This is a genomic window from Thauera humireducens (assembly GCF_001051995.2).
In the GTDB taxonomy this organism is placed as follows: Bacteria; Pseudomonadota; Gammaproteobacteria; order Burkholderiales; family Rhodocyclaceae; genus Thauera; species Thauera humireducens.
Genome location: NZ_CP014646.1, coordinates 1,193,469 through 1,219,354, shown reverse-complemented (window position 1 = coordinate 1,219,354; position 25,886 = coordinate 1,193,469). Strand labels below are relative to the sequence as shown.

Annotated in this window: 28 protein-coding genes; 9 read left to right on the top strand and 19 right to left on the bottom strand. The window is 67.9% G+C overall.

Annotation, left to right across the window (positions count from 1 at the left end; genetic code table 11):
• Positions 1–9: 9 nt before the first annotated feature.
• Positions 10–1,806 (top strand): EAL domain-containing protein, encoded by a 1,797-nt coding sequence (locus AC731_RS05750; RefSeq protein ID WP_048703947.1) that lies wholly within the window; start codon positions 10–12, stop codon positions 1,804–1,806.
• Positions 1,807–1,826: 20 nt separating this feature from the next.
• Here AC731_RS05750 and AC731_RS05745 read toward each other — a convergent pair whose 3' ends face one another.
• Positions 1,827–2,258 carry a MarR family winged helix-turn-helix transcriptional regulator gene (locus tag AC731_RS05745; RefSeq protein WP_048703945.1) on the bottom strand — a complete coding sequence of 144 codons (432 nt, stop codon included), beginning with the start codon at positions 2,256–2,258 and terminating at the stop codon, positions 1,827–1,829.
• 92 nt (positions 2,259–2,350) lie between these two features.
• Here AC731_RS05745 and AC731_RS05740 point away from each other — a divergent pair, with 92 nt between their 5' ends.
• Positions 2,351–3,532, top strand: coding sequence for an aminotransferase-like domain-containing protein (locus tag AC731_RS05740; protein WP_048703944.1), 1,182 nt, complete (start codon positions 2,351–2,353; stop codon positions 3,530–3,532).
• Positions 3,533–3,597: 65 nt separating this feature from the next.
• On the opposite strand, the gene AC731_RS05735 is transcribed toward AC731_RS05740, so the two are convergent.
• The 10 genes from AC731_RS05735 to AC731_RS05690 form a co-directional block, all read right to left on the bottom strand.
• Complete coding sequence (locus AC731_RS05735; RefSeq protein ID WP_048703942.1) at positions 3,598–4,176, bottom strand: flavin reductase family protein; 579 nt, start codon at positions 4,174–4,176, stop codon at positions 3,598–3,600.
• Positions 4,177–4,228: 52 nt separating this feature from the next.
• Complete coding sequence (locus AC731_RS05730) at positions 4,229–4,519, bottom strand: BrnA antitoxin family protein (RefSeq protein WP_156480654.1); 291 nt, start codon at positions 4,517–4,519, stop codon at positions 4,229–4,231.
• Positions 4,509–4,802 (bottom strand): BrnT family toxin, encoded by a 294-nt coding sequence (locus AC731_RS05725; RefSeq protein ID WP_048703937.1) that lies wholly within the window; start codon positions 4,800–4,802, stop codon positions 4,509–4,511. The genes AC731_RS05730 and AC731_RS05725 overlap by 11 nt, the downstream gene beginning before the upstream one ends.
• 24 nt (positions 4,803–4,826) lie before the next feature.
• Complete coding sequence (locus AC731_RS05720) at positions 4,827–5,012, bottom strand: hypothetical protein (protein WP_156480653.1); 186 nt, start codon at positions 5,010–5,012, stop codon at positions 4,827–4,829.
• A 129-nt stretch (positions 5,013–5,141) separates the two neighbouring features.
• Positions 5,142–6,302, bottom strand: a complete 1,161-nt coding sequence (locus AC731_RS05715) for a GGDEF domain-containing protein (protein ID WP_048703933.1) — start codon at positions 6,300–6,302, stop codon at positions 5,142–5,144.
• A 75-nt stretch (positions 6,303–6,377) separates the two neighbouring features.
• On the bottom strand, positions 6,378–7,076 hold the full coding sequence (torD, locus tag AC731_RS05710) for a molecular chaperone TorD (protein ID WP_048703931.1): 699 nt from the start codon (positions 7,074–7,076) through the stop codon (positions 6,378–6,380).
• Positions 7,073–9,592 carry a trimethylamine-N-oxide reductase TorA gene (torA, locus tag AC731_RS05705; RefSeq protein ID WP_048703930.1) on the bottom strand — a complete coding sequence of 840 codons (2,520 nt, stop codon included), beginning with the start codon at positions 9,590–9,592 and terminating at the stop codon, positions 7,073–7,075. Before torA ends, torD begins: the two co-directional genes overlap by 4 nt.
• Positions 9,593–9,608: 16 nt before the next feature.
• Positions 9,609–10,832, bottom strand: a complete 1,224-nt coding sequence (gene torC / locus AC731_RS05700) for a pentaheme c-type cytochrome TorC (RefSeq protein ID WP_048703928.1) — start codon at positions 10,830–10,832, stop codon at positions 9,609–9,611.
• A gap of 73 nt (positions 10,833–10,905) precedes the next feature.
• Positions 10,906–11,091, bottom strand: a complete 186-nt coding sequence (locus AC731_RS05695) for a periplasmic nitrate reductase, NapE protein (protein ID WP_004255539.1) — start codon at positions 11,089–11,091, stop codon at positions 10,906–10,908.
• A 281-nt stretch (positions 11,092–11,372) separates the two neighbouring features.
• Positions 11,373–11,609 (bottom strand): DUF2789 domain-containing protein, encoded by a 237-nt coding sequence (locus AC731_RS05690; protein ID WP_004255537.1) that lies wholly within the window; start codon positions 11,607–11,609, stop codon positions 11,373–11,375.
• Positions 11,610–11,724: 115 nt separating this feature from the next.
• Here AC731_RS05690 and trmA point away from each other — a divergent pair, with 115 nt between their 5' ends.
• The 4 genes from trmA (at position 11,725) to AC731_RS05670 (ending at position 15,596) form a co-directional block, all read left to right on the top strand.
• Entirely contained in the window at positions 11,725–12,819 is a 1,095-nt protein-coding gene (trmA, locus tag AC731_RS05685) for a tRNA (uridine(54)-C5)-methyltransferase TrmA (protein WP_048703924.1), read from the top strand.
• Positions 12,820–12,866: 47 nt separating this feature from the next.
• Complete coding sequence (locus AC731_RS05680; protein WP_048703921.1) at positions 12,867–13,469, top strand: lipocalin family protein; 603 nt, start codon at positions 12,867–12,869, stop codon at positions 13,467–13,469.
• A complete protein-coding gene (locus AC731_RS05675; RefSeq protein WP_048703919.1) occupies positions 13,466–13,711 on the top strand; it encodes a VF530 family protein in 246 nt (81 codons plus the stop codon). Before AC731_RS05680 ends, AC731_RS05675 begins: the two co-directional genes overlap by 4 nt.
• A gap of 70 nt (positions 13,712–13,781) precedes the next feature.
• The gene (locus AC731_RS05670) at positions 13,782–15,596 is read left to right on the top strand and encodes a M61 family metallopeptidase (RefSeq protein WP_048703918.1); all 1,815 of its coding nucleotides are present in this window, start codon (positions 13,782–13,784) and stop codon (positions 15,594–15,596) included.
• Between the two features lie 72 nt (positions 15,597–15,668).
• Here AC731_RS05670 and AC731_RS05665 read toward each other — a convergent pair whose 3' ends face one another.
• From AC731_RS05665 to AC731_RS05630, 8 genes are all read right to left on the bottom strand, one after another.
• The gene (locus AC731_RS05665; RefSeq protein ID WP_048704243.1) at positions 15,669–15,875 is read right to left on the bottom strand and encodes a hypothetical protein; all 207 of its coding nucleotides are present in this window, start codon (positions 15,873–15,875) and stop codon (positions 15,669–15,671) included.
• A gap of 237 nt (positions 15,876–16,112) precedes the next feature.
• Positions 16,113–16,478 (bottom strand): arsenate reductase (glutaredoxin), encoded by a 366-nt coding sequence (gene arsC, locus AC731_RS05660; RefSeq protein ID WP_048703916.1) that lies wholly within the window; start codon positions 16,476–16,478, stop codon positions 16,113–16,115.
• Positions 16,475–17,902, bottom strand: coding sequence for an MATE family efflux transporter (locus AC731_RS05655; RefSeq protein ID WP_048703914.1), 1,428 nt, complete (start codon positions 17,900–17,902; stop codon positions 16,475–16,477). The genes arsC and AC731_RS05655 overlap by 4 nt, the downstream gene beginning before the upstream one ends.
• The gene (locus tag AC731_RS05650; protein WP_038011104.1) at positions 17,899–18,477 is read right to left on the bottom strand and encodes a hypothetical protein; all 579 of its coding nucleotides are present in this window, start codon (positions 18,475–18,477) and stop codon (positions 17,899–17,901) included. The genes AC731_RS05655 and AC731_RS05650 overlap by 4 nt, the downstream gene beginning before the upstream one ends.
• A gap of 108 nt (positions 18,478–18,585) precedes the next feature.
• A complete protein-coding gene (locus AC731_RS05645) occupies positions 18,586–20,046 on the bottom strand; it encodes a Y-family DNA polymerase (RefSeq protein WP_048703912.1) in 1,461 nt (486 codons plus the stop codon).
• 6 nt (positions 20,047–20,052) lie between these two features.
• Complete coding sequence (gene imuA / locus AC731_RS05640; RefSeq protein ID WP_048703909.1) at positions 20,053–20,745, bottom strand: translesion DNA synthesis-associated protein ImuA; 693 nt, start codon at positions 20,743–20,745, stop codon at positions 20,053–20,055.
• 32 nt (positions 20,746–20,777) lie between these two features.
• A complete protein-coding gene (lexA, locus tag AC731_RS05635) occupies positions 20,778–21,386 on the bottom strand; it encodes a transcriptional repressor LexA (protein ID WP_048703907.1) in 609 nt (202 codons plus the stop codon).
• 101 nt (positions 21,387–21,487) lie between these two features.
• Positions 21,488–22,531, bottom strand: coding sequence for a zinc-dependent alcohol dehydrogenase family protein (locus AC731_RS05630; RefSeq protein WP_237266608.1), 1,044 nt, complete (start codon positions 22,529–22,531; stop codon positions 21,488–21,490).
• A gap of 218 nt (positions 22,532–22,749) precedes the next feature.
• Here AC731_RS05630 and AC731_RS05625 point away from each other — a divergent pair, with 218 nt between their 5' ends.
• The 3 genes from AC731_RS05625 to AC731_RS05615 all read left to right on the top strand — a co-directional run bounded on the left by AC731_RS05625 (position 22,750) and on the right by AC731_RS05615 (position 25,882).
• Positions 22,750–23,232, top strand: a complete 483-nt coding sequence (locus tag AC731_RS05625) for a peroxiredoxin (RefSeq protein ID WP_048703905.1) — start codon at positions 22,750–22,752, stop codon at positions 23,230–23,232.
• Positions 23,222–23,707 carry an FKBP-type peptidyl-prolyl cis-trans isomerase gene (locus AC731_RS05620; protein ID WP_048703902.1) on the top strand — a complete coding sequence of 162 codons (486 nt, stop codon included), beginning with the start codon at positions 23,222–23,224 and terminating at the stop codon, positions 23,705–23,707. The genes AC731_RS05625 and AC731_RS05620 overlap by 11 nt, the downstream gene beginning before the upstream one ends.
• Before the next feature lie 72 nt (positions 23,708–23,779).
• Complete coding sequence (locus AC731_RS05615) at positions 23,780–25,882, top strand: ABC transporter ATP-binding protein (protein ID WP_237266607.1); 2,103 nt, start codon at positions 23,780–23,782, stop codon at positions 25,880–25,882.
• Positions 25,883–25,886 lie beyond the last annotated feature (4 nt).

Sequence of the window (25,886 nt, the reverse complement as noted above, 5' to 3'; positions counted from 1 at the left end):
GGAAAAGACATGTTGCACAATGCGGGACTCGCCGTAACTTTGCGAAAGCTGCTTGAGCAGCAGAAACTGCACTTTGTCTTTCAGCCCATCGTCGATATGGCGCGCTCGACGGTGCTTGGCTACGAGGCGTTGATGCGCGGCCCGGCGGGCAGCGCGCTCGAAAGGCCGGATGACCTGCTGCGGGTGGCCAAGCACTGCGGGCTGGCCAGCGAACTCGAGATCGCCGCGTGCAAGGGCGCCATTCGCGAATTCTCCGCGCTGCAGCTTCCGGGCAAGCTGTTCCTGAACCTCAGCGCGCCGCTCATCACCGCGTTTGGCCGCGAAGGCGGCGGCGAACTGCTGCGGTGCGCGGTGGATGCCGGGCTGTCACCCGCGCGCCTGATCCTGGAACTGACCGAACACGAGCGCGTGGAAGACACTGCCGCCCTGCAGACCGCCTTTGCGGCCCTGGCCGGGCAGGGCGTGGGACTGGCGCTGGATGATTTCGGCGACGGCCGCTCGAGCTTGCGCTTGTGGGCACAGCTCAAGCCGCAGGTGGTGAAGCTCGACAAGTTCTTCGTGCGCGGCATCCATCGTGACAGCCGCAACGTCGAAGTCGTGCGCGCCATCCTCAACCTGTGCACGGCCTTTGGCACGCCGCTTGTGGCCGAAGGGGTCGAGGAGGCCGAAGAACTGGCCGTGCTGCGCGACCTTGGATGCCATTTCGGCCAGGGCTACCTGTTCGGGCGGCCCACGGCCTGTCCCGACGCCGACTTCTGCCAGGCGGCACGGGCGGTGCTGCAGTCGTCTAAGATCTCGGTGCTGCCCAATTCCGCGCCGCGGCCGGACATGGCCGAAACGGTCGGGCGCCTGAAGGTGCCCGCGCCCACCATTGCCGCGAGCGCCTGCAACGAAGACCTGATGCAGCTCTTCACCGACCATCCCGATCTGCAGGCGGTGGCGGTGGTCGACAAGTACTATCCCGTGGGTCTGGTTAACCGGCGCAACTTCGTGGACAAGTTTGCGCAGCGCTACTCGCGTGAGATCTACGGCCGCCGACCCTGCACCCTGTTCATGAACGCCACGCCGCTGCGTGTCGAAGCCAGCGCGCCGATCGACTCGCTCATCGCGGTGCTGACCGGCGATGACCAGCGCTACCTGTACGAAGGCTTCATCCTCACCGAGGACGGACGCTACGCCGGGCTGGCCACCGGCGAGAGCCTGGTGCGCGCCGTCACCGAGCGACGCATCGAGGCAGCGCGCCACGCCAACCCGCTCACCTTCCTGCCGGGCAACATCCCCATCACCGAGCACATCCGCCGCCTGCTCGACGCCGGCGTGAGCTTTGCCGCCGCCTATTTCGACCTCAACAACTTCAAGCCTTACAACGATCTCTACGGCTACTGGCGCGGCGACGAGATGATCAAGCTCGCGGCGCAGTTGATCGTGGCGCATGCCGACCTGTCGCAGGACTTCGTCGGCCATGTCGGAGGCGACGATTTCGTGGTGCTGTTCCAGAGCGAAGACTGGCAGCAGCGTTGCGAGCGCATCGTGCACAGTTTCAACCGCCGGGCGCGGGAACTGTTCGATGACAGCGAACTGGCCCGTAATGGCTTCGAGAGCGAGGACCGGCGCGGCTTCAAGGTCTTCTTCCCGCTCACCACCATTGCAGCGGGGGTGGTACCGGTCAGCGACGGCCGCTTCCTCGGGCCGGAGGAGGTTGCGTCCGCCGCAGCGGCCGCCAAGAAGGCGGCAAAGCAGTCGGGCAGCGGCGTCAAGGTCGCCGGCGGCGAGCGTGCGCCGGTGCTGATGATGGCGACCGGCTAGGATGCCGGCGCCCGGTCGGTTCAGCTGGCGGCGAGCCGTTTCATGACGGCATGCCAGCCATCGGTCGCAGCGCTGCCGCAATCGGCGAAGGCGCGGCCGAGCAGGTCGGTCTGGATCGCGGTGAGTTGCGCTTCGAGCGCCTGGCCCTCTGCGCTGAGCGACAACTGCCGCACGCGGCGGTCATCGGGCGAGGTTTCGGCCCGGATCAGGTCATTGTCCAGCAGCATGCGCAGCGGCGCGTTGAGTGCCTGCTTGCTCACGCCCAGGGCGTCGATCAGCGCGCCGACCGACATCCCCGGATTGCGGCCAACGAAGTAGAGGATGCGGTGATGGACCCGCCCGAGCCCGCGCGCTTCCAGCAGGCGGTCGGCACCGGCGGTGAAGGCGCGGTAGGCGAAATAGAAGCGCTCGATCGCGCGGCGCGGGTCCCTGTCGTCGAATGGGTCAGGCATCAAGGCGGCAGGCAATAATGGGTCAATCATGTTGACATGATAGGTCGGGCACGCCTATCGTGCAAAAAGGTCAACAACATTGACGTTTAACCATGAACAGCCGACAGCAGCCCAAGCTCTCCGAGCGGGTGGAACGCCTCCAGCCCTCCGCGATCCGCGAGATCCTCGCAGTCATCGATCGCCCCGGCATGATCTCGTTCGCAGGCGGTTTGCCGTCGGCCGAGAGCTTCCCGGACCTGTCGGGCCTGCCGCTGCCGCGCGAGGTTCTGCAGTACGGGGCCAGCGAAGGCGAGCCCGCGTTGCGCGAGCGGATCGCGGCCGAGGTGAACGCCATCGGCCTGCGCTGCACGGCCGAACAGGTGCTGGTGCTGTCGGGGTCGCAGCAGGGCATCGACCTGGTGGCGAAGCTCTTCATCGACCCCGGCACGATGGTGGCGGTGGAAGAACCGACCTATCTCGCCGCGCTTCAGGTCTTCCGCTTCTTCGGCGCCCGTTTTGCGCCGCTGCGGCCACGGCAGGCGCTGGCCGGACTCGATGCCGATGCGCCGCCTGCGCTGGCCTACGCGATCCCGAGTTTCCAGAACCCCACCGGTCACTGTTACGACGCCGCCGAGCGCGACGCCCTGGCGCGCGCCTGTGACACCTTGGGCGTGCCGCTGTTCGAGGACGACCCGTATCGCGACCTGGCCTACGATGCCTGCGAGCGCACGCCAGTGTGCGCGCGGCTCGAACGCGCGCCGTGGATCTATCAGGGGTCCTTCTCCAAGACGCTCGCGCCGGGCCTGCGCCTGGGCTACCTGGTGGCCTCGCCCGAGTTGATGCCGCTGCTGGTGCGCCTGAAGCAGGCGGCCGACCTGCACAGTAACCGCGTGAGCCAGCATGTCGTGCTGGCGCAATTGCGCTCGCCGGACCGCGCCGAGCGCATGCGGCGGGTGGTGGACGCCTATCGCCGCAAGCGCGACTTCTTTGCCGCTGCGCTGCAGCGCCACTTCGGCGATCTCGCGCGCTGGCAGACGCCACCCGGTGGGCTCTTCTTCTGGCTCGACCTGCTGGCCCCGATCGATACCCGCGCGCTGTTGCCCGAAGCGATCGAGCGCGGCGTGGCTTTCATGCCGGGTGAGCTCTTCTTCGCTGGTGACGTGCCCGCCCACGGCACCATGCGGCTTAACTTCAGCCATGCGGACGAGTCGGGAATCGAGCAGGGGCTGACTGTGCTCGCCGAACTGGTCCGCTGCCGGATCGAGCTTACTGTGGCCGGCTTGGCCGAGGCCTGAACCGCGTCGGTGCGCTGTGGGCTGGAAGGCGGAAGTGCGCCTGCGCGCGAGGCGCGGCGCCACGCCTACAAGGGCCTGGCCTGGATGACCGTGCCCGCGCAGGCGAAATTGCCGGCGCCGAGGTGGTGCAGGGTGTGCAGCGCCGCGTTATCGGCGTGCAGGTTCCACTTGCCGTCGGAGAACACTGCCGGGTTCGCCGCGGCGGCGACCACTTCGGCAAAGCAGGTGTCGTAGGCGTCTTCGGTGTAGCGCTCGGGAATCAGGCGGCATTCCATCCACGCCGCGCAGCCCGCCTCCAGCACTGGCACGCCGAGCACCGGGCCGCTCGTCGCGTCGATGCCGAAGCGTGCGAACTTGTCGCCCTCACGCCCGCTGCAACTGCCCACTGCATAGGTCAGGTCGGCCAGCGTCGCGCCCGGAATGCACACACCGAAGGCGCCGCTGGCCGCGATCAGCTCGCGGGTGAAGGTGTGCTTGTCGATCACGATGGCGATCCGCGGCGGCGTGAACTCCACCGGCATCGACCACGCCGCCGCCATGATGTTGCGCCGCCCGCCATGGGCGCTGGTGACGAGCACCGTGGGGCCGTGGTTGATGAGGCGGCTGGCGTGTTCTAGGGCGACGGGGAGGAAGGGGGTGGTCATGGCGCAAACTTGGTGTGCAGGAGTTGGGGACGATGCGTGACCGATCGGCCAATCAAGGCGCTGGATGCGTCTTGACCCACTCGCGCAGCGCGTCATTCATTCGCGTCTGCCATCCAGGTCCGCCTGAGCGGAAGGCCTCGAGGATGTCGTGATCGATGCGGATAGCGACCTGCTCCTTGGTGCCCGAGCCGGCCGGACGTCCGCGCTTGCGTCGTGAAGCCTCGACTCCTGCGGCCAACTCGGCAGCAGTAGCGGGGCGGTCATCCTCATCCGAACCGTCCCACACAAAATCCTGCGCCGGCGCCATGGCACGGACCGCCTCCAGCACGGCCTTACGCTTCATCGCATTCGTTTTCGAGCCACTCATCGTATACCTCGCGTTCTTCCCGACTTGCCCGGCGAAAGCTGATCACACGCGTTGCACCTTCGCGCCCGATATGTACCACCGTCAGTACCGCCAGAAAGCCTAGTGCGTAAGAAATCGACATCATGCGGCGTTCGCCTGCGCGTCGAACTGGAATTTCCAGCCGATAGCGCGACTCAAGCACCTCGCCTGCTGCGGAAAAATCCAGCCCGTGTTTGGTCAGATTGGCCTGGCGCTTCGCCTCATCCCAGATCAGCCGCATGTTGATTATTTTAATGTAGATACGTTAATTTGTGAATGCAAGTTTTTTGTAGATGCACTTAAGCACCCTAAGAAGCTCCGTCACCCCCTGCAGCCAATACGTGCCGTCCTCCTGGGCCAGCATGCCCAGCTTTTTCGTCGCATCGAGCGCTGCCTGCACGCGGGCGCGGGGCGTGAGTGTGCAGCCGGCGTGCCGCCAGCGGGCGATCAAGGCGTCGATTGCTTGCGGGGCCGCGGCGTCGGCGGATTGGGGCGGGGCGGATGGCGAAGTCACAGGGCGGCCATGCATATGGGATTGCGCCGGAGGATTGTAGCCGGCCCGTCGCGATGATGGCTTGCGCTATGCTGCGCCGGCTGCCTCCGCGGCGGCCATTACCACCCTGTTGCGGCCCGCTTCCTTCGCCCGGTAGAGGGCGGCGTCGGCCTCCGTCAACAGGGCTTCGCCCGCGGTGCCATAGGACGGAATGCGACTGGTGCCGCCGATGCTGACGGTGACGTGTCCGGCGACGTCGGAGTGCGCGTGCGGCAGTGCGAGCGCAGTCACGGCATCGAGGACGCGCTCGGCGACCTGCTGCGTGCCTTGCCAGTCGGTGTCTGGAAGGATCACGACCAGTTCCTCGCCGCCGTAGCGTGCAAGCAGGTCGGTGCCGCGCAGCATGGCGCCGCTGACGGTCGCGGCGATGAGCTTGAGGCAGGCGTCGCCCGCCTGGTGGCCATAGTGGTCGTTGTAGCGCTTGAAGAAGTCGACGTCGATCATCAGCAGGCCCAGCGGCGAGCGGGAGCGGAAGGCATCGCTGCAGGCCTCCACGAGGCGCTTGTCGAAGTAGCCGCGGTTGGCGATCTGCAGCAGCCCGTCGGTCTGGGAAAAGAGCTCGAGGCGTTCGTTGGCTTCGCGAAGCTCCGCGTTGGACTGGGCGAGCTCGGCGGTGCGCTGTTGCACCCGTTCTTCCAGACGTGCGTTGGCCTTGGCGAGTTCGGTGTTCTGCAGGGTGAGGACCTGATAGAGCTTTCCGACCAACTGGATCAGCGCCCGGGTGGCGCGATCGTGCGCGGCCGTTTCCTGATCGAAGGCGACCGCGGGCGAGACACCGGCGCGGATGAGGGCGATCTGGCGCGCCATCGACTGGTCGACGCCCAGAATGTGCAGCCCGAGCCAGGAGGTGAGAAAGCCGACGATGGTCTCCGGGTGCTCGACCAGTGTGGCGCGCTGGCTCCATATGGCGCCAAGCTGCTCGACGAACTGGGCGTGCAATGCCTGATGCGCTTCGAGATGCCGCGCGTCGATGCCGGTGTCGCGCATCACCTGTTCTTCGTCGCGGAAGTGGTGCTGGGTGTAGTCGATAACCTTGCGGTAGGTTTCTTCGAGCAGGGCTTCGCGGCGAACGTCGGTCGAGAACAGCGAGTCGTTGAGCGCGTTGAACAGGTTCACCAGTTCCTGGTGCTGCTCATCGACCTGTGTAAGCCCGGTGACGAAGTTCTGGTCCCAGACGAATGCTTCCATGTGCTTTCCCGCCCGCAGTGCGAAATCGTCGCATATTACCCGTTCCGGGGCGTCCGGAGCGGGCCCGCAGCCGGATCAGGCCGCAGGCCGAACGCTGCCGGCGACGTCGTCGAGGAAAAGCGCATCCGCGCGCACGAAGCCGAGCAGCAACATCGCCAGGGCCGGGTAGAAATCGAACTGCGGCCGTGCCTGGCGGCAGCGTTCGGCGAAGCGGGGCAGCCAGCCCAGCAGCGCGCTGCGTAGGAAGTCGACCTGGTCCTGCGCGGCACGGGCGATGTCGCCACGGGTGGCGTCGCGTTCGGCGAGATCGGCCATGAAGGCGAGCGGCACGGCGAGGTGGTCGGCGGGTTCGCGAAAACCGGGTTCGATCGCGAGCTTGTGGGCGACAAGGAATTCGCGCATGCGCGCTTCGGCTGCGCCATACAGCGGGGCGGCGGCGTCCTCGCTCTCATACGCCGAGGCATAGGGCAGGGCGCCGGTCTTGGCGTCGAGCAGGAAGAGCTGGGCGTAATCGGCAGCCAGCTCGAGCCGTGGCAGGGGAAGCGCGCGCAGCGAGGCGATGGCGGTGTCGAGGCGGGTCAGCTCGGCCGTCAGGCCGAGCTCGCCCAGGCCCGCGAACGGGGCGAAGCGCCCGTTCGCGAAGTGGGTCTGGAACATCTCGTCGGACACCTCCAGCGCGTACAGCGCGGAGAACCAGCCGTATAGCCGGCCGCGCTGTGCGCTGGCGAGTTGCCACTCGGTACGATCGAGGGTGGTCTGCTCGGGGGCATTCATGCGGGCTTGACCTCCCTGCCTTCAGGATCGACCTCGATCGGTCCGCCAAACGAGGTGACCTTCGGCGGCGTGCCGACGAACTTCTCGATCTGCACCAGGCAGGTGTTGGCGCTGGTGGCTTGCGCCAGGCTGGAGGTGCCGATGTCGAGGGTCAGTGTGTTGGGGTCGCCGTAGGTGTCGAGCGCGCCGATTTCCGGTCCGGTCGGTCCGTACCAGGCGCCTTCCTGGATGCGCACCACGCCGCGCGGGAAGTTGTCCGACACGTGGGCGCCGGCCAGCAACTGGCCGCGGTCGTTGAACACCCGCACCAGGTCGCCGTGCTTGATGCCGCGCGCGGCGGCGTCCTCGGGGCCGATGAACACCGGCTCGCGGCCGGCGATGGTGTAGGTCCCGCGCAGCGGCTCGGATTCGCACAGCTGCGAGTGCAGGCGCTTGTCCGGGTGCACCGACTGCAGCCACAGCGGGAAGCGGTCGGAGCCGGGGCCGCCGTGCGAGCGCTCGGTCTTTTCCATCCACACCGGGTGGCCCTTGCAGTCGGCGTAGCCGTAGCGGTCGATCTTGCGGCTGAAGATCTCGATGAAGCCCGAGGGCGTGCCGAGCGCATTGACCTCGGCGTCGTCACGGAAGTCGGCATGGCGCACCCAGGGCTTGCCTTCGGGGAAGAGCACGTAACCCTGCTTCCAGAACTCGGCGAAGGGCGGCATAGCGATGTCCTTGAGGCCGTTTTCCTTGCGGCAGTCCTCGTAGATCTTCTCCACCCACTGCATTTCGTCCATGCCGCGGGTGTATTCGGCGTCGCGGTTGAAGCGCCGGGTGAGGCCGCGGAAGATCTCGAAGTCGGTGCGCGAGTGGAACAGCGGATCGACCAGCTTCTGCATCGCGATGATGCCCCGGTTGCTGTACGAGCCGTAGCCGTCGAGGTCGTTGCGCTCGAAGGGCGTGCACGCCGGCAGCACGATGTCGGCGAAGCGGCAGGTCGCGGTCCAGTTGTAGTCGATGGCGACCACGGTTTCGAGCTTGCGCCAGGCTTCCTTCATGCGGTTGCGCTGGGGCTGGCGGTGCCACTGGTTGCAGCCGCTGAAGATCGCCATCTTGTAGGGCGGCAGCTTGACCTTGCCGCCGTTGAAGTCGATCTCCTTGCCCGGCTCGAGCAGGGCGTCGATCACGCGCGCGATGGGCACCACCGCGCTGTAGCCTTTGTAGTCGGTGTTGTCGTGCTTGGGCTTGCGGCCCGGATCGAGGTTGAGCGGGAAGGCGCCGGGCATGGCCGCGCCCGACGAGGACACGCCCACCGAGCTGTAGTGGTGTGCGTAGCTGATGCCGCCGCCGGGCAGGCCGATCTGGCCGAGCATCGCCGCCAGCACTGCGCCCATCCAGTAGGGCTGCTCGCCGTGCTGCTGGCGCTGCACCGCCCAGCCGAAGATGAGCTGGGTGCGATGCTTGGCCATCAGGCGTGCGAGCTCGCGGATGCGATCGGCGGGCACGCCGCAGATCTTCTCCGCCCACTCAGGCGTCTTCTCGGCCTGGTCCTCGGTCTTGCCTTCGAGGTAGGGCAGGAACTTGTCGAAACCGAGGGTGTAGGTGTCGAGGAACTTCTGGTCGTGCAGGCCTTCCTTGACCAGCGTGTGCGCGATGGCGAGCATCAGCGGCACGTCGGTCATCGGGTTGATGTACTGGTGCTCGGCGGCGCCGAGGTAGTTGAGCGTCTTGCTCTTGACCGGATCGATGCAGATCACCTGGATCGACTTGTCGGCGACCTTGGCCTTGAGCTGTTCGAGGTAGGCGTAGGACTCGTGGGTCTCGGTGTTCCAGCCCACCTGCAGGTTCTTGATCGGGTCGTTGGCCCAGAACACGACGAGCTTGCTCTCCTGCAGGATCACGTCCCAGGAGGTGCCCTGCGAATACACCTCGGTCGAGCCGAGCACGTAGGGCAGGATCATCTGCCCGGCGCCGGTCGAGTAGTCGCCGATGGTGCCGACGCTGCGGCCGTGCATGCCGATGCCGCGCACCATGTGGTTGCCGCAGCTATGCACCTGGCCGACCGAGCGCCAGCCCACGCCGGCCGTGTGCAGGGCCCACGGGCCGTAGTCCTTCTGGATGCGCTCGAGTTCTTCGTAGAACAGGTCGAGCGCCTCGTCCCAGCTCACCCGCACGAAGCGGTTGTCGCCGCGCTGGCTGGTGTCGCTGAGGTGGCGCTTGCGGTACCAGTCCAGGCGCACCATCGGGTAGCGCACGCGGGACGGGCTGTAGATCAGGCCGAGCAGGCCCTTGATCATCTCCGTCGGGTGCTTGTCGTGCTCGAAGGGGCGGATATCGACCACGCGGTCGCCGACCACCTTGGCGCGGATGGCGCCGAAGTGCGAGCCGCTGATCTTCCAGGTGGTGATGTCGTCGCTGACTGCGGTGGCCTCGCCAGCCGCGAAGGCCGGGGCGGCGGTGAGCAGGCCGGGCGCGACCAGCGCGCTGCCCGACATGGCCGCCATGGCCTTGAGGAAACCTCGCCGAGAATAGTTCATGGTGTTCAACTCCTGATCAGGGACGCGCGGTCTGCAGGGCGGAATCGGGCGAACCGGCGCCGTGCGACTTGCTGAAATCGGACGAATGGGTCTGGAGGTACTTGAGCACCACGCGGGCGGTGTCGTCATCCATGCTGGTGAAGCCGACCATGCCGCCGAAGAGGCCCGGCCAGGTGTTGGCGTCGAAGTGCGCTTCGTCCGGCTGGCGGTGGCACACGCTGCAGCTGCTGCTGTAGCTGGCGCGAGCGATGGACCACACCGGTTCGACGCTGTCGAGCACGCTGCCCTTGCGCATCCAGGCGGTGGCGGTGACCTGCTGCCATTCGAGGCCGGTCATCGGATCTTCCTTGGTGTCGAGCACCTTCACGAAGCCCTCGTCCTGCGCGACGTCCTTGTCGAGGATGGCGCTGGTAATGTTGAGCCCGAAGTGGCTGTACCAGACCCGGGCGTAGCCCTTGTTCTTGCGCCACAGCGCCAGTTCGACCCGCTGCGCGTCGCCCTTGGTCTCGAGCACCTTGACCTGGGTGGCGACCTCGATCGAGCCGATGCGCTTGGTCATGCCTTCATCGGCGTACAGGTCCTGCGGCACGACCAGGAAGTAGTCCTTGCCGGTATCGACGCTCTGGCCGGCGGCGGACGACACCAAGGTGTCGAAGGCCGGGTTGCGCGCGCCCTTCATCTCGGGCAGCTGGTGGGCGATGCCCTTGTGGCAGTCGACACAGCTCTGGTTGCGCTCGGCGGCCTTGCGCATCGCGACCTGGGAGGCGGGACGCATCTTGTCGAAGTCCATGTCCTTGTAGTCATGGCAGGCGCGGCATTCCTTCGAGCCGTTGGCCGAGAAGCGGGCCCATTCGCGCTGCGCCAGCACGATGCGGTGCTCCTTGAACTTCTCGCGGGTGCCGATGGTGCCGACCAGATGGCCCCAGACTTCGCGGCTGGCCTGCATCTTGCGGGCGACTTTGTCAGTGAAGTTGTGCGGCACGTGGCAATCCGGGCAGCGCGCACGCACGCCGGTGCGGTTGTTCCAGTGCACCGTCTTCTGCAGCTCGGGAAGGAGGTTGTCGTGCATCGTGTGGCAGCTGATGCAGAACTCCTCCTTGTTGGTGGCTTCCATGGCGGTGTTGAAACCCTGCCACGCGAGCACGCCGGCGATGAAGCCGCCGGTGACCAGCACGCCGAGGCCAATCCTGACCGATGGCTTGAGGAAGAGGTCCCTCAGGGACCGAAGTAGGTTTCTCATGATGTTGCTCCTGCGTGTTGTCCGATGCCTGGGGGGCGCGGCAGCGCATGCCCCTGAGTCCCGATTGGGCAGATCAGGACGGTGGGCCGAAGAAAAGGATCTGCAGGAACCACACCACGAAGCCGTAGGCTGCAATTGCCAGGGTCATCGTGATGGGCAGTCCAACGAAGGCGAGCAGCAGGAACCTCGGCCACTCGTTCTTGCGCCCGGAGGCCTCTGCACCGGACGGGGCGGCACGCCCGCTGGGTTGATTGTTCACGTCTCGATCTCCGTGTTCACGTTTTCACCGAACAAGAACCGCTGCGTCATGCCGATGCGCGCGGGGCCTGCGTTACAGGCCGGGACAGCCCGGTGGAAAAACCACGTTCTAATCATAGTCATGTGGTGTTAACGCGGGTGGGAGATTTGTGAACGGCTGCGGCGCCTGTGTTAATGCGGTTAACGCAGGCGCCGCGGGTGGGCCGGCAAGATGAATTTGCCGCCTGTCCGACACAGGCAGGCGGCCGAGTCTGGGAAGCGGAAGGGAGCGACGGAAGGCTTTCAGCGGCCTCGCAGTGCCGCGTTGAGCTGATCCACCACCTCAGCCCAGTCTGCGTCCTCGGCCAGTTCCTCACGCAGGAAGGCGCCTTGCGCGGTGGTCCAGCACGGGGCGTCGGGCAGCTTGATGAACTCGGGCAGCGGCGAATGCGCCTTGATGAAGGCGGCAATGTCCTCGTCGCCATTGGGCAGGCCGAGCTGAGCGAAAAGATCCTTCATGCTGTGCGTGCTCTTTTCCATGCTGCGCTCCTTCTTTGAAAGCGGGTGCCCTCGAATCATAGCCGCGTCCGGGACGCGATCCAGCCCGGGTTATACTCCGCCCCCTCCGTTTTGCCCCGCCGCCGCAGCCGCCACCATGTCCCTCGACCGCATCGACCCCGCCCAGTACGAATCCCAGCTGGCCGACAAGCTCGCGAATTTCCGGCGTGACTTCGCCGGGCTGGGACTGCCCGAGCCCGAGGTTTTCCGCTCGGCGCCGCTGCATTACCGGATGCGCGCCGAGTTCCGGCTGTGGCATCACGGCGGACGCATCGACTACGCGATGTTCGAGAGCGGCGAGGACAGCAAGAAGGTCGTGCTGATCGACGATTTCCCCGCCGCGGCGAAGCCGATCTGCGACTTGATGCCGCGCCTGCGCGACGCCCTGCAGGAAAGCGAGGTGCTCAAGCGCAAGCTGTTCCAGGTCGAGTTCCTGTCCACGCACAGCGGCGAGCTGATGGTGTGCCTCATCTATCACCGCCCGCTCGGCGACGACTGGGTGGAAGCCGCGCAGGCGCTGGCGGACCGCTTCGGCGTGCAGCTGATCGGCCGCAGCCGCAAGCAGAAGATCGTGCTGGGGCGCGACTGGCTGCTCGAATCCTTCGAACTGGATGGCCGCACGCTGCGCTACCAGCAGATCGAGGGCAGCTTCACGCAGCCCAACGTGAGCGTGAATCGCCAGATGCTGGGCTGGGCCTGCCGCCAGGTGGCAGACGCGGGTGGCGACCTGCTGGAGCTGTATTGCGGCAACGGCAACTTCACCATCGCGCTGGCGCCGGCCTTCGACAAGGTGCTCGCGACCGAGGTCAGCAAGTCCTCGGTGCGTGCGGCGCACTACAACCTCGACGCCAACGGCGTGGGCAACGTCACCATGGTGCGCATGTCGAGCGACGAGATCAGCGACGCGCTCGCCGGTGGCCGCGAGTACCGCCGCATGAAGGACGTCGCGCTCGACAGCTACCGCTTCTCCACGCTGTTCGTCGATCCGCCCCGCAGCGGGCTGGATGCGGCCACCGTGGAACTGGCACGCGGGTTCGACCGCATCCTCTACATCTCCTGCAATCCGGTCACGCTGCGCGACAACGTCGCTGCGCTGCAGGACACGCACGAGATCGCCGCCGCAGCGGTGTTCGACCAGTTCCCTTACACGCACCATCTGGAAAGCGGGCTGCTGCTGAAGCGCCGGGCCTGAGCCTTGGCCGCAGGGAACGCGGGCGAAGCAAACCAGTCGGAGACGCCATGAAGATCAAGACGACATTCGCAATGCTTGCGTTCGCGCTCGGCCTGCAGCCGGGACTGGCGGCCGCTGAAGGGGCGGCTGCGGTCGAGCCGCTGCAGCCGATTGCCGCGCTGGACGTGCAGCGCTACATGGGCACGTGGTACGAAATCGCCAAGTATCCCAACCGGTTCCAGAAGAAGTGCGTCGGCGACACCCGCGCCGACTACAGCCTGCAGCCGACCGGACAGATCCAGGTCATCAACCGTTGCCGCGAAGAGGACGGGAGCCTGTCCGAGGCGATCGGTCAGGCGCGCCAGCTCGAGTCGGCCGACTCGCCGCGGCTCGAGGTCCGCTTCGCGCCCGCCTGGCTGTCCTTCCTGCCGATGGTGTGGGGCGACTACTGGGTGATCGATCTCGATCCGGACTACCAGCTCGTCGCGGTGAGCGAACCCAGCCGTGAATACCTTTGGGTGCTGTCGCGGACGCCGGTTGTCGATGCGCAGGCCTACGCGCGACTGCTCGGCCGGCTGGAGACGCGCGGGTTCGATCCGGCGCGTCTGGAACGGACGCTGCAGGCCGCTGCGCCCCAGGACCAGGTGCCGACGGCCGGGAAGGCACAATGAACCAGCCTCAAGCCCAGACCAACAACCCGCTGCATGGCCTGACTCTCGAACGGATGCTCACCGCCCTGGTGGAGCGTTTCGGCTGGGCGGAACTCGGACGGCGGGTCAACATCCGCTGCTTCAACCACGAGCCCAGCATCGCCTCGAGTCTCAAGTTCCTGCGGCGCACGCCCTGGGCGCGCGAGCAGGTCGAGACGCTGTATCTGGACACGCTGCGCTCCCGTCCCCGCGGCGGTGCCTGAGTCGCGCCCCTGCCGCCATCTGCTGCTTCCGCAATGCCCTGAACCCGTCCTTTCGCCCGATTCCTGCCCGATGCCTTCCGCCGCGCTGCCCCCCATCGAATATCGCATCCGTCCCGCCCATCCCGGCGCCCACCTGTTCGAGGTCAGCTGCACCGTGCGCGATCCCGATCCGGCTGGCCAGGTGTTCCGCCTGCCGGCGTGGATTCCGGGCAGCTACATGATCCGCGAGTTCGCGCGCAACATCGTGAGCCTGCGGGCCGAGGTCGATGGCCAGCCGTGGCGCGTGGAGAAGCTCGACAAGCACAGCTGGCGCGCCGTGCCGCTGCGGGCCGGCGGCACGCTGAGCCTGCATTACGAGGTCTATGCCTGGGATCTGTCGGTGCGCGCCGCGCATCTCGACGAGACCCATGGTTTCTTCAATGGCACCAGCGTCTTCCTGGCCGTCGAGGGGCGTACCGACCGCGCCTGCCTCGTCGACATCGAGCGACCGGAGGGCGCCGGCTACCGTGACTGGAAGGTGGCGACCGCGCTGCCGCTGGCGCGCGGGGTCCGCGGCGGCGCGCGCGCCTACGGCTTCGGCGTGTATCGCGCGGCGGACTACGACGAGCTGATCGACCATCCGGTGGAAATGGGCACGTTCACGCTCGGCCATTTCGAGGCGGCGGGGGTGACGCACGACATCGTGCTGACCGGCCGCCACGATTGCGATCTCGGGCGTCTGGCGGAGGACCTGCGCCGCGTGTGCGAGTGGCAGATCGCGCTGTTCGGTGCGCCGCCGCCGATGGATTACTACGCCTTCCTGACCATGGTGGTGGGCGACGGTTACGGCGGGCTGGAGCATCGCGCCTCGACCGCGCTGCTGTGCAGCCGCGCCGACCTGCCGTGGAAGGGCATGGAAGGTCTTCCCGACGGCTACAAGACCTTCCTCGGCCTGTGCAGCCACGAGTACTTCCACACCTGGAACGTCAAGCGCATCAAGCCGGCGGCCTTCACGCCCTACGACCTCACGCAGGAGAACTACACCCGCCTGCTGTGGGCCTTCGAGGGCTTCACCTCCTACTACGACGATCTCGCGCTGGTGCGCAGCGGCGTGATCACGCCCGACGATTACCTCGGCCTGCTCGGCAAGACGGTGTCGAACGTGCTGAAGGGCAACGGTCGCAGCAAGCAGAGCGTGGCGGAGTCGTCCTTCGACGCCTGGACCAAGTACTACCGCCAGGACGAGAACGCGCCCAACGCCATCGTCAGCTACTACGCCAAGGGGGCGCTGGTGGCGCTGGCGCTGGACCTGCAACTTCGCGCCGGCAGCGACGGCAAGAAGAGCCTGGACGACGTGATGCGCCTGCTCTGGCAGCGCCACGGCCAGACCGGGCAGGGCGTGGCCGAGACGGGCCTCTTCGAGGCGGTGCGCGAGGTGGGCGGCGACACCCTGGGACCGAAGCTGGCGCGCTGGCTGCAGAAGACGGTGGAGGGCACGGACGACCTGCCGCTGGCCAGGCTGCTGAAGGGTTTCGGCATCGAGTACCACGCCGAGCCGGCGTCGAAGGCCCCCTGGCTGGGCGTGAAGCTGGCCGCCGGCAATGGCGAGGCAAAGCTCGCCAACGTGTTCGACGGCGGACCTGCACAGGCGGCCGGACTGTCGGCCGGTGACGTACTGGTGGCGCTGGACGGCCTGAAGGTGGGCAGCAAGAGCCTGGACGAAATGCTGCTGCGCCGCCGTCCGGGCGACGCGGTCAAGCTGCATGTGTTCCGCCGTGACGAGCTGATGAGCTTCAGCGTGGTGCTGGCCGAGACCCCGGCGGACAAGGTGAGCCTGAAGCCTGCGATCAAGGCGGGTGCCGTCGCATCGAAGCTGCGTCGGGGCTGGCTGGGCAGCGCGGCCTGAGCGAAACGCGGGCGGCCGCTACATCGATTCGCTTCGGGAACCCGATCAAGTTCGGATCAGGACGGGACGGGGTCACCGCGTCTGCGGTGCCCTCGGGCCGAACATCGACTGCCATTCGTCGTCGGAGAGCGCGAGCTCGCTGACCTCGGGCAGGCGCGGCTCGGGCCGCTTGCGCCGCTCGCCGATTCCGGTCGGCGGGCCACCGATCGTCGACCGTCTGTCCTGGCCTGAACGTCGGTCGTTGCCTGAGCGGCGGTCAGAAGTGTTTGCGTTCGTCATGTCGTCCGTTGCGGGTGGTCGACGCAGCATGCGCCGGAGGCTGGCAGGTTTCCTCTCGCGCAGGCGAGGCGGAAAACCGCCGGTCCGGGGCAATGCCATGCCGCTCTGCGCGGATGAAAGGCTACGACGCAGCCACCGCCGAAGCGGTGAAATACGCCACGACTCGATGTCGAACGGTCAGAAAGGCCGCAATGATCCCCGCTGCGCGGTCGATCATTGCGCAGCGGACGGCGGCGTTCAGTGCTGCGTGCCGGGCAGGATCTCGAGCACGACTTCGGGCGGCCGGCACAGGCGGGTGCCGAGCGGCGTGACGACGATGGGGCGGTTGAGCAGGATCGGATGGGCCAGCATTGCGTCGATCAGTTCATCGTCCGTCCGGGCCGCATCGCCCAAGCCGAGTTCGGCGTACAAGGCCTCCTTTTCACGCATGATGCCGCGCACGCCGAGGCCGGCCGCTTCGATCAGCGCGACGAGTTCGTCGCGGCTGGGCGGTGTCTTCAGGTACTCGACGACGCGCGGTTCGATGCCGCGGTCGCGGAGCATCGCCAGCGTGTTGCGGGAGGAGCCGCAGCGCGGATTGTGGTAGATCGTGATGTCGGTCATGGGGCTCGATTCCTTGAGTGGGGCGGCCATGAGTCGCCCTGGCGGCCCATGACGCGATATAGCAGCCAGCCGAACAGCGCGGTCGCGAGCACCGTGGCCGCCACGCTGGCCTCCCAGAAGCCGGCCACGGTGGGCGCGGTCTCGCGCCCGAAGGCGTGATAGGTGGCCCAGTAGCCGCCGCCCAGGCCCACGCCCCAGAAGCACAGCGTGTGCAGGAACATCGGCAGCAGCGTCACCTTGAAGCCGCGCAGCGCGTGGGCGGCCACGGTCTGGGTCGAGTCGGTGAGCTGGTAGATGCAGATGTAGGCGACCAGGCCCAGCGCCACGGCGCGCACCGCGGGGTCGGTGGAGGACAGCGCGATCACCGGCTCGCGCAGCAGCCACAGGCCGATGCCGATCGCGGTGGCGAAGCCTGCGGTCAGGTACAGGCTGACACGCACCGTCGCACGTGCGCGCGCCCAGTCGTGCGCGCCGGCGGCCTGGCCGACCAGCACCAGCGTGGCGATCGACATCGCCAGCGGCAGCATGTAGACCAGTGCGGCGAGGTTGGCGACGACGCGGTGGCCGGCCACGGCCTCGGCACCGAGGCGGGCGACGAAAAGCGCGATCAGGGTGAAGGAGGTGATCTCGATGAAGGTCGAGAAGCCCATCGGCACGCCGAGGCGCAGCAGTGCACCGATTTCGCGCAGGCGCGGCGGGCGCCAGTCGAAGAAGATCGCGTAGGGTCGGTAGGCCGGGCTGCGGACCAGGTGCGTAAACCCGCAGATCAGACCCAGCCAGGCAACGATGGCGGTCGAGACGCCGCAACCGGTGCCGCCCAGCGCCGGCAGGCCGGCGAAGCCGAACAGGCCGTTGGTCAGTGCCCAGGCCAGCGGGATGTGGGTGGCGGTGACGACGAAGCTGATCGCCATCAGCACGCGTGGCCGGCCGACGGCGTTGTTGAAGGCGTAGAAGGTGCGGTACAGCAGCACGGCCGGCAGGCCGAACGCAGCGGCCTGCATGTAGGCGCCGGCGCCCTCGGCGATGTCCGGCGGAACGCGGGCCAGCTGCAGCAGGTGCTCCGGGTAGCCGAGGACCAGGGTGCCGGGCACGGCGAGCATCAAGGCCAGCCAGAAACCCTGCTGCAGGGCCGGGCCGATAGCGTGCAGGCGACCGGCGCCGAACAGGTGCGCCACCGTGGGCGCCACGGCCTGCAGGATGCCGACGAGCAGCATCACCACCGAGATGTAGAGCCCGCTGCCCACCGCGACCGCGGCCAGGTCGGCCGTGCCGTAGCGACCGGCGATCAGGGTATCGGCGATCATCATGCTCATCGACAGGATCTGCGCGACGAGCACCGGCCAGGCGTGGTGCAGCAGCTGGCGCGTGATCGCGCCGGCGGAGGGGGCAGGCAGCGCGCTGCCCTGAACTGTGGCGGGGTTCAATCCTGTGCCGCAGCGGTCGGGAGCAGGCGCGGGCGCCAGTAGCGCCAGGCGAGGAAGCCGAACAGGCCGGCCATGATCAGCCAGAAGCCGACACCCTGCCAGAAGGCGATCGGGTCGGTGGCGAGGAAGTAGTCGCGTGGCGGGCGCACGAAATGGACCCGTCCTTCGTACAGCGCACGGCCGGCCGAGCCGAGGGCGACCAGGACGGGCGCGAACCACACGACGAGCCCGGCGGCAATGATGACGCGGTCGAGCAGCGCGCAGCCGCGGGTGCGTGGCTGGTAGACGCTGTCGACGCCGAACCAGATCGCGAGCAGGAAGCCGATGCCGGCGGCGAGCGGCGCGATGGCCAGCGCAGCGCCGAGCAGGGTGGCCGCGGCCATGAAGGCCACGCCTTCGAGTGGCATGATCTCGGACCAGATGGGTTCGAGCCGGCTGAACAGCCACCAGGACACGGGCAGCGCGACGAGGAAAACCAGCAGGCCCAACCCGGCGCGGCGGCGGGCGATGTCGCCCTTGAGGGCACTTTGGCGCGTGGTGTGAGCGGGGATGGAAGCTTGGGAAGGAGAGGACATCGTGTTCTTGTGCCCGGCAGGCCGGGTGCGTGTGGGGCAGCCCGCAGTTTACTACGTTCGCTGCCCCCGCCCCGGGGCGGGGCGTCGTGTTGTGCGAGCGCGCGCGCGTCAGCCGAAATAGCCCTGCAGGTACCACCCGCCCGGTGGCGAGAGTTCGTGGTAGATCCAGCACAGAGTGTTGTCGCTGCGCTGTGCCAGGAAGTAGTCGCGCCGCATGTCGCCGTCGTCCCACCAGCCGCTCTCGATGCGTTCGGCGTCGCCGAGCAGGGTGTAGTGCTGAGGGCTGATCACCGTTGCGTGTGGCAGCAGCCAGAAGGGCCGCCGGCGGTCGGGGAGGACGGCTTCCGGATTCGATGCTGCCTTCGAGGTCGCCGGGCGCTGGCGGCCGTGCTGCGTTCGCCCCTGGGTCTGCCATGCGGCTTCCGGGCGGTGGTCGGCGACCGGGGCCAGATGGCGGATCGCGTTCTCGCCCAGGCGTGCGCGCAGGCGGTCGACCAGTCGCATGGCCTGGTCACGCGCCTGGCCCGGAGCGCCGAACAGGTCGTCGGCCCGAGGCACGTGGGCCAACAGATGATCGGCGTCGACGCCGAGCGCGCAGACTTCCGTGGGTAGCGCCAGGCTGTCGAGTCGTTCGCGGGCAATCAGGGCCAGGTGGGCTTCGTCGTTGGCGGCCTGGCCGAGGACGATCTCGAGCACGGTGGCGGGCTGGCGCTCGTGGAGCAGCCGCAGGCGGCAATGATCGATGGCCGCGTGCCGGGCCTGCAGCCAGGATGCCAGGCTGGCGAACAGGCGGCGGGCGGCAAACAGCAGGGCTTCGCTGCTGTCGGTGGGGGCGGGCAGCGCGAGTTCGTGGTGGAAACGCTCGGGCGGCGCGAACCAGAGGCGCGGGTCCGGCTGCTCGCCGCGCGCACGGGCCAGCAGCAGACTGACCGACTGGGCCTGCCGGCGCGCAAGGCCGGCGGCGGGCAGGGCACGGACATCGCCCAGGCGCTGTGCGCCGAGGCCGCGCAGCAGTTCGAGCGTGGCGGCGGAGCAGTCACCTTCGCTGCCGAGCACCGCCAGTGGCAAGGCGTCCAGCCCGCAGCGCCAGTCGCCGCGTGCGGGCAGGCCCTGGCCGCAGGCTGCGAACCAGCGCGCGGCGAGGGGAGTGGGGGCGCAGGCGAGCCGGGCACGGAGCCCGAGCTGCGCGAGGCCTTCCTTGAGCTGGTTCTCAATGTGGGACTGACCACCGAACAGGCGCAGGCTGGAGTGGATCTCAAGCAGTACCGTGTCGGGCGGGGCCAGGCTGATGCGGGGCGTGAAACGCCCTGCCCAGCAGGCGATCTCGGCCAGCAGGGCGGCTTCGCGCTCAGGCTGGCGCGGCTGCAGTTGCAGCGCAAGGGCGACCGCCTGTGCGGTGGACAGCGGTTGGCCGGTCTGCACGCCGAGGGCGAGGGCTGCGGCATTGGCGCACAGGATGCGGGCTGCGCCCATCCGGTCGACGACCGCGAACGGCGTGTTGGTGTGCGTCAGGCCGCGGGTGAAAACCTGCAGCGGCAGGTCGGGGACAAGGATGGCGAGCCAGAGCATGACGCATCAACCGACCAGGGTCAGGCGGGGTGGCGGCGCCGGGACCGGCGCTGCGGGTCGCTCCTGCGGCGATTCCTGCAGCGAACCGTTGTGCAGGGCGAGGTGGACGGGATGGGCAGCGGGCGGCCCGCGCCGCTTCAGGATGTCGATGCGCAGGCCGTTTGCAGTCGGAGACAGCTGCAGCCGCAGGGCTGCGGGCGAGGCGTGGCGCGCGGCGGACGGCGCGCGGAACAGGAACAGCGGTGTGGCGCTCTCTTCGGCGGCAAGCTGCAGGCGGCGCAGGGCGGCGGTGTCCAGGCGTTCGGGCCAGGCCAGCACCAGCGCACAGCTGCCGCCGGCCGCGGCCTGGCGCGTGGCCCACAGCACTTCGTCGGCAGTGGCGGGCTGGATCAGCAGCAGGCGCTCGAGCGGTACTCCGGCTGCGGCCAGCGCCGGGGCGTAGGGCAGCAGCGGCGGGGCGATCCAGGCGATCCAGCGCTCGGGCGGCGTACGTTGCATCAGCGGCAGCAGCAGCGAGATCTCGCCGACGCCGGGATGCTCGGCGAGCAGTTCGATGAGCGCGCCCGCGGGCCAGCCGCCGCCCGGGAGTTCGGCGTCGAGCTCGGCAAAGCCGGTATGGAGGGCGGCGCCCCGTGCATCGGCGAGCCGTGCGCCTTGCCACACGAGGCCTGCCGGCAGGCGCTCGAGAACCTGGCCCACGATGTGCTCCGTGCAATGAAGGGGGAGGGTCGTCAGTGATCCTTGCGGATCAGGCCGACCATGATGCCCTCGATGGTCAGCGGCGCGTGCCGGGTGTCGACCACGATGGGTTCGAAGTCGGGGTTGGCGGGCAGCAGTTCGACCACTGGGCCCTTGCGCTGCAGGGCCTTGACGGTGACGTCGTCGTCCAGCCGGGCGACGACGATCTGGCCATTGCGGGCCTCGGCGCTGCGATGCACGGCGATGAGGTCGCCGTCGAGGATGCCGGCGTCGCGCATGCTCATGCCACGCACGCGCAGCAGGTAGTCGGCGCGCGGCGAGAACAGCGCGGGGTCGAGCTGGAAGCGGGCCTCGACGTGTTCGGCGGCGAGGATCGGGCTGCCGGCGGCGACACGGCCGACCAGCGGCAGGCCGAGCGCCTCGGCCAGGCGGATGCCGCGGGCACGGCCTTCCTCGAGCAGGATGGCGCCTTTGGCGGCCAGCGCGCGCAGATGGGTTTCGGCGGCGTTGGGCGAGCGGAAGCCGAAGGCGGTGCACACCTCGGCGCGGGTGGGCGGACGGCCCTCGCTTTCGACGGTGCTGCGGATGAAGTCGAGAATTTCCTGCTGACGGGCAGTGAGGTTTTCGCTGCGGGCGCTCATGACAGCCTCCTTGTGGTGGCTGTAATTTTAAACAGTTATCGGCCAACGGCAAGCACTGATTGCCCGGTTTGGCGCGACTTCCGGCGGCGTGCGCGCCTGCCTCAGGGAATCAGCACCGCCGCGCCCTGCAGTTCGCCGCGGCGCAGGCGGTCGAGGGCGAGGTTGGCGTCGGCCAGCGCGAAGCGCGTCACCTCGGTACGCACCGGCACGCGCGCGGCGAGGGCGAGGAACTCGTCGCCGTCGTGCCGGGTGAGATTGGCGACCGACACGACGCGGCGTTCGCCCCACAGGATGTCGTAGGGAAAGGACGGGATGTCGCTCATGTGGATGCCGGCGCACACGACGATGCCGCCCTTGCACAGGGTTCGCAGCGCGGCCGGCACCAGTTCCCCGGCGGGGGCGAAGATCAGCGCAGCATCCAGCGGCTGCGGCGGACGCTCGTCCGAGGCACCGGTCCAGCAGGCGCCGAGGGCGCGGGCGAAGTCGCGGCTGGCGACGTCCGCGCGGCGGGTGAAGGCATAGACCTCGCGCCCCTGCCACACCGCGACCTGGCAGATGATGTGCGCGGCAGCGCCGAATCCGTACAGGCCGATGCGTCGCGCGTCGCCTGCCATCGCCAGCGCGCGGTAGCCGATGAGTCCGGCGCACAGCAGTGGCGCCGCTTCAGCCGCATCGAGCGCGTCGTCGAGCGGAAAGCAGTAGCGCGCGTCGGCCACCGTGTATTCGGCGTAGCCGCCGTGGATCTGGTAGCCGGTGAAGCGTGCGTGATCGCACAGGTTTTCCTGGTGTCGTCTGCAGTAGTGGCAGCGGCCGCAGGTCCAGCCCAGCCAGGGTACGCCGATGCGCAGCCCGGGATCGATGCCCTGTACGCCTGGGCTGAGTGCGGCCACGCGGCCGACGATCTCGTGGCCGGGCACCATCGGCAGCACGGGGTCGGGCAGTTCGCCATCGACCAGGTGCAGGTCGGTGCGGCAGACGCCGCAGGCTTCGACGCGGAGCAGGATCTGGCCAGGCTGTGGCACGGGCAGCGGCAGATCGACGGCCTTCAGGGCTTCGCCAGGGCGTTCGAGCACCATGGCGCGCATGCTGCGGGGAAGCGCCGCAGGTGTGCGTGCGGTCCGGCTGGCGTGGTTCGTGGACGACATCACGGAGCCTCCTGTGCAATGTGCGATGATGCAGTGCGTCTTGAGCGCACCGCGCTTCTGGGCTATTGCTTCATGCAGGTGGCCGCAGCAGGCACTCGAGCGGTCGGCCAGATCCAGGGAGGAATGAAATCATGTTCGTCCAGCCCCCACCCCAGCCCGGGCCCGGTAGAGTTCGCCGGGGGTCTCGGCTAGAATCCGCCTCACGTCAGGGAGACCCAATGCTGCAAAGCGGAGACATCGCACCCCCGTTCTCGTTGCCGGACGCGGACATGGAGATTTTCGATCTCGCGTCGGTGGCCGGCAAGCACCATGTGGTCCTCTATTTCTACCCGCGCGATCGTACGCCTGGCTGCACCTTGCAGGCGGCTGACTTCAGCGATCACGAGGACGATTTCACCCGCCATGGCTGCATCGTGGTCGGCGTGAGTCCCGACGACTGCCTGACCCACGCCGAATTCCGCGACGAGGAAGGCCTGTCGATCCGGCTGCTCTCGGATATCGACAAGGAGGTCTGCCAGCTGTACGGCGTCTGGCAGCAGAAGGAAGTCGATGGCGTGAAAAAGATGGGCGTACGGCGGTCGACATTCATCATCGACAAGAATGGCACCATCCGCCACGCGTTCTACGATGTAGCACCTCGCGGCCATGCGGCTGCGGTTTTTGATTTGGTCAAGAAACTGGAATCCGACAATGCAGACTGAGATTGCAAAGAATAGCGTCGTGACGCTCAACTACACCGTCCGCGACACGGACGGCGCCGTCATCGACGATGGCCAGCACCCGCTGGTGTATCTGCACGGCGGATACGACGGCATCTTCCCGGTGCTGGAAGAAACCCTGCACGGTAAGAAGGTCGGCGACACCTTCCAGGTCAAGCTGCAGCCCGAGGATGCCTTCGGCGACTACGACGAGGAACTGATCCTGGTCGAGGATGCCAAGCTGTTCCCGGAGAACATCGAAGTCGGCATGAGCTTCGAGCGCGTGTCGGACGACGGCGAGGAAGAACTGATCTACCGCGTCACCGACATCGCCGACGGCAAGGTCGTGGTCGATGGCAACCATCCGCTCGCCGGCGTCGCGCTGGTGTTCGACGTCACGGTCGCTGAAGTGCGTGCCGCGACCGCCGAGGAAATCGCCCATGGTCACGTCCATGGTGCAGGCGGACATCACCACTGATCGCCCGCGGGCCGCGCAAGCGGCCTTTTTTTTGACCCTGTCGGCCAACATCCCTTCCCAACGCGCGCAGCAATGAGTTCATCCGAGCCCGTCGTGGCCTCCGCACGACTGTTGTCAACGCTTTCGATCCCGTCGCCGACACAGTCATCGCCGCCCTTGCTGTCCGTCTCCGGCCTCGGTGTCGTCATCGATCGCGGGAACACCGAGTTGCGTCCGGTCGACGGCGTCGATCTGACGATTGCGGCGGGCGAGACCTTTGCGCTGCTGGGCGAGTCCGGTTGTGGCAAGTCGATGACCGCGCTCGCGCTCACAAGGCTGCTGCCTGATAGCGGGCGCATCGAGCGCGGCGAGGTCCGGCTGAATGGCGAGGATCTGCTGCGCCTGCCCGAAGCGGCCATGCGCAGCGTGCGCGGCGGCCGTATCGGCATGATCTTCCAGGAGCCGTCGACCAGCCTGAACCCGGTGATGACGGTGGGCGCGCAGATCGCCGAGGCGCTGGCACAACATGGCCTGCGGGGTGCGCTGGCGGATGCCGAGGCCTGCCGGCTGCTCGAGGCGGTCGGCATTCCCGATCCGGCACGGCGCCGGCGCGACTACCCGTTCCAGTTCTCGGGCGGCATGAAGCAGCGGGTGATGATCGCGATGGCGCTCGCCGGTCGCCCGCAACTGCTGATCGCGGACGAACCGACCACCGCGCTGGACGTGACCATCCAGGCCCAGGTGCTCGACCTGCTGGCCGATATCCAGGCCGAGCGCGGAATGGGCATGCTGCTGATCACACACGATCTCGGCGTGGTCGCGCGCATGGCGCACCGGGTGGGTGTGATGTACGCGGGCGAGGTGGTCGAGACCGGCCCGCGCGAGGCCTTCTTCCGGGCGCCGCTGCACCCGTATGCACGCAAGCTGTTCGCGGCGCTGCCGGGCAGCGACCGGCGCGGTGCGCCGCTGGATGCGCCCAGCGGTTCGGTGCCCGTACTGGACCGCGAATTCGTCGGCTGCCGCTTCGCCGAGCGCTGTCCGCTGTCCTTCGACCGCTGCGACGACGAGGCCCCGGGCTGGCACCGCATCGGCGAGCAGGCGGTGCGCTGCCACCTCTACGAAGGCGTCAGCGTCCTGCATCCGCAACCGCAACCGCAACCCGTTTCACTGGCGGCGGCGCTGCATCGTTCGCGCAGTGCGGCGCCAGTGCTGGAGGTGCGCGACCTGAGCGTGCATTTCCCGGTGCGCAAGGGGCTGCTGAAAAGAGCGGTGGGCGAGGTGCGCGCAGTCGATGGCGTGAGCCTGCGCCTGTCGCCGGGGCGAACGCTGGCGCTGGTGGGCGAATCCGGCTGCGGGAAGACCACGGTCGGCAAGGCGATCCTGAAGTTGATTGCGCCGACGGGCGGCGAGCTCTTCCTCGACGGCGAGAACATCACCGCGCACGAGGGCGACGCGCTGCACGAGATGCGGCGCGCGGTGCAGATGGTCTTCCAGGACCCGTTCGCCTCGCTCAATCCGCGCATGCGCGTCGGCGACATCATCGAGGAAGGCATGGTCAGCCTCGGCGTCGAGGCTGATCCGCGCGTGCGCCGCGCACGCATCGACGAACTGCTGGAGCGCGTCGGGTTGTCGCCGGACATGCGCTGGCGCTATCCGCACGAATTCTCCGGCGGCCAGCGCCAGCGCATCGCCATGGCACGTGCGCTGGCGGTGTCGCCGCGGGTGATCGTGTGCGACGAGCCGACCAGCGCGCTCGACGTCTCGGTGCAGGCCCAGTTGCTGAACCTGATGCATGAACTGCAGGCCGAGCGCGGGCTGGCCTATCTCTTCATCACGCACAACCTGGCGGTGGTCGAATATTTGGCCGACGAGGTGGCGGTGATGTACGTCGGGCGGATCGTCGAGGAAGGGCCGGTGGACAAGGTCCTGCGCGCGCCACTGCATCCCTATACTCGCGCGTTGCTGGCTGCGGTGCCGCGGATTGCCGCGGCGGGGGGCGTCGACGATGCGGCCGTCAGCGGAGCGCCGCGGCTACCGAACGCGGACCTGCCGTCGCCGCTCGATCCACCGGCGGGCTGTCATTTCCATCCGCGCTGCCCGCATGCGACCGACGTCTGTCGCGCAAGCTATCCGCCGGTCACCGAGTTCGGCCAGGGGCACCGTTTCCGCTGCCACTGGCCGCGGCTGGAGGCTTGATCCG

What these genes read in the sequence shown, in the direction of transcription:
- AC731_RS05680 (WP_048703921.1), top strand. Translation starts at nt 12,867, where the DNA reads ATGAAGATCAAGACGACATTCGCAATGCTTGCGTTCGCGCTCGGCCTG.
- AC731_RS05715 (WP_048703933.1), bottom strand. Translation starts at nt 6,302, where the DNA reads ATGGAAGCATTCGTCTGGGACCAGAACTTCGTCACCGGGCTTACACAG.
- AC731_RS05620 (WP_048703902.1), top strand. Translation starts at nt 23,222, where the DNA reads ATGCAGACTGAGATTGCAAAGAATAGCGTCGTGACGCTCAACTACACC.
- AC731_RS05730 (WP_156480654.1), bottom strand. Translation starts at nt 4,519, where the DNA reads ATGAAGCGTAAGGCCGTGCTGGAGGCGGTCCGTGCCATGGCGCCGGCG.
- AC731_RS05750 (WP_048703947.1), top strand. Translation starts at nt 10, where the DNA reads ATGTTGCACAATGCGGGACTCGCCGTAACTTTGCGAAAGCTGCTTGAG.
- trmA (WP_048703924.1), top strand. Translation starts at nt 11,725, where the DNA reads ATGTCCCTCGACCGCATCGACCCCGCCCAGTACGAATCCCAGCTGGCC.
- torD (WP_048703931.1), bottom strand. Translation starts at nt 7,076, where the DNA reads ATGAATGCCCCCGAGCAGACCACCCTCGATCGTACCGAGTGGCAACTC.
- AC731_RS05625 (WP_048703905.1), top strand. Translation starts at nt 22,750, where the DNA reads ATGCTGCAAAGCGGAGACATCGCACCCCCGTTCTCGTTGCCGGACGCG.
- AC731_RS05675 (WP_048703919.1), top strand. Translation starts at nt 13,466, where the DNA reads ATGAACCAGCCTCAAGCCCAGACCAACAACCCGCTGCATGGCCTGACT.
- torC (WP_048703928.1), bottom strand. Translation starts at nt 10,832, where the DNA reads ATGAGAAACCTACTTCGGTCCCTGAGGGACCTCTTCCTCAAGCCATCG.
- AC731_RS05740 (WP_048703944.1), top strand. Translation starts at nt 2,351, where the DNA reads ATGAACAGCCGACAGCAGCCCAAGCTCTCCGAGCGGGTGGAACGCCTC.
- AC731_RS05665 (WP_048704243.1), bottom strand. Translation starts at nt 15,875, where the DNA reads ATGACGAACGCAAACACTTCTGACCGCCGCTCAGGCAACGACCGACGT.
- AC731_RS05645 (WP_048703912.1), bottom strand. Translation starts at nt 20,046, where the DNA reads ATGCTCTGGCTCGCCATCCTTGTCCCCGACCTGCCGCTGCAGGTTTTC.
- AC731_RS05615 (WP_237266607.1), top strand. Translation starts at nt 23,780, where the DNA reads ATGAGTTCATCCGAGCCCGTCGTGGCCTCCGCACGACTGTTGTCAACG.
- AC731_RS05630 (WP_237266608.1), bottom strand. Translation starts at nt 22,531, where the DNA reads ATGTCGTCCACGAACCACGCCAGCCGGACCGCACGCACACCTGCGGCG.
- lexA (WP_048703907.1), bottom strand. Translation starts at nt 21,386, where the DNA reads ATGAGCGCCCGCAGCGAAAACCTCACTGCCCGTCAGCAGGAAATTCTC.
- AC731_RS05670 (WP_048703918.1), top strand. Translation starts at nt 13,782, where the DNA reads ATGCCTTCCGCCGCGCTGCCCCCCATCGAATATCGCATCCGTCCCGCC.
- arsC (WP_048703916.1), bottom strand. Translation starts at nt 16,478, where the DNA reads ATGACCGACATCACGATCTACCACAATCCGCGCTGCGGCTCCTCCCGC.
- torA (WP_048703930.1), bottom strand. Translation starts at nt 9,592, where the DNA reads ATGAACTATTCTCGGCGAGGTTTCCTCAAGGCCATGGCGGCCATGTCG.
- AC731_RS05690 (WP_004255537.1), bottom strand. Translation starts at nt 11,609, where the DNA reads ATGGAAAAGAGCACGCACAGCATGAAGGATCTTTTCGCTCAGCTCGGC.
- AC731_RS05725 (WP_048703937.1), bottom strand. Translation starts at nt 4,802, where the DNA reads ATGCGGCTGATCTGGGATGAGGCGAAGCGCCAGGCCAATCTGACCAAA.
- AC731_RS05735 (WP_048703942.1), bottom strand. Translation starts at nt 4,176, where the DNA reads ATGACCACCCCCTTCCTCCCCGTCGCCCTAGAACACGCCAGCCGCCTC.
- AC731_RS05745 (WP_048703945.1), bottom strand. Translation starts at nt 2,258, where the DNA reads ATGCCTGACCCATTCGACGACAGGGACCCGCGCCGCGCGATCGAGCGC.
- AC731_RS05650 (WP_038011104.1), bottom strand. Translation starts at nt 18,477, where the DNA reads ATGTCCTCTCCTTCCCAAGCTTCCATCCCCGCTCACACCACGCGCCAA.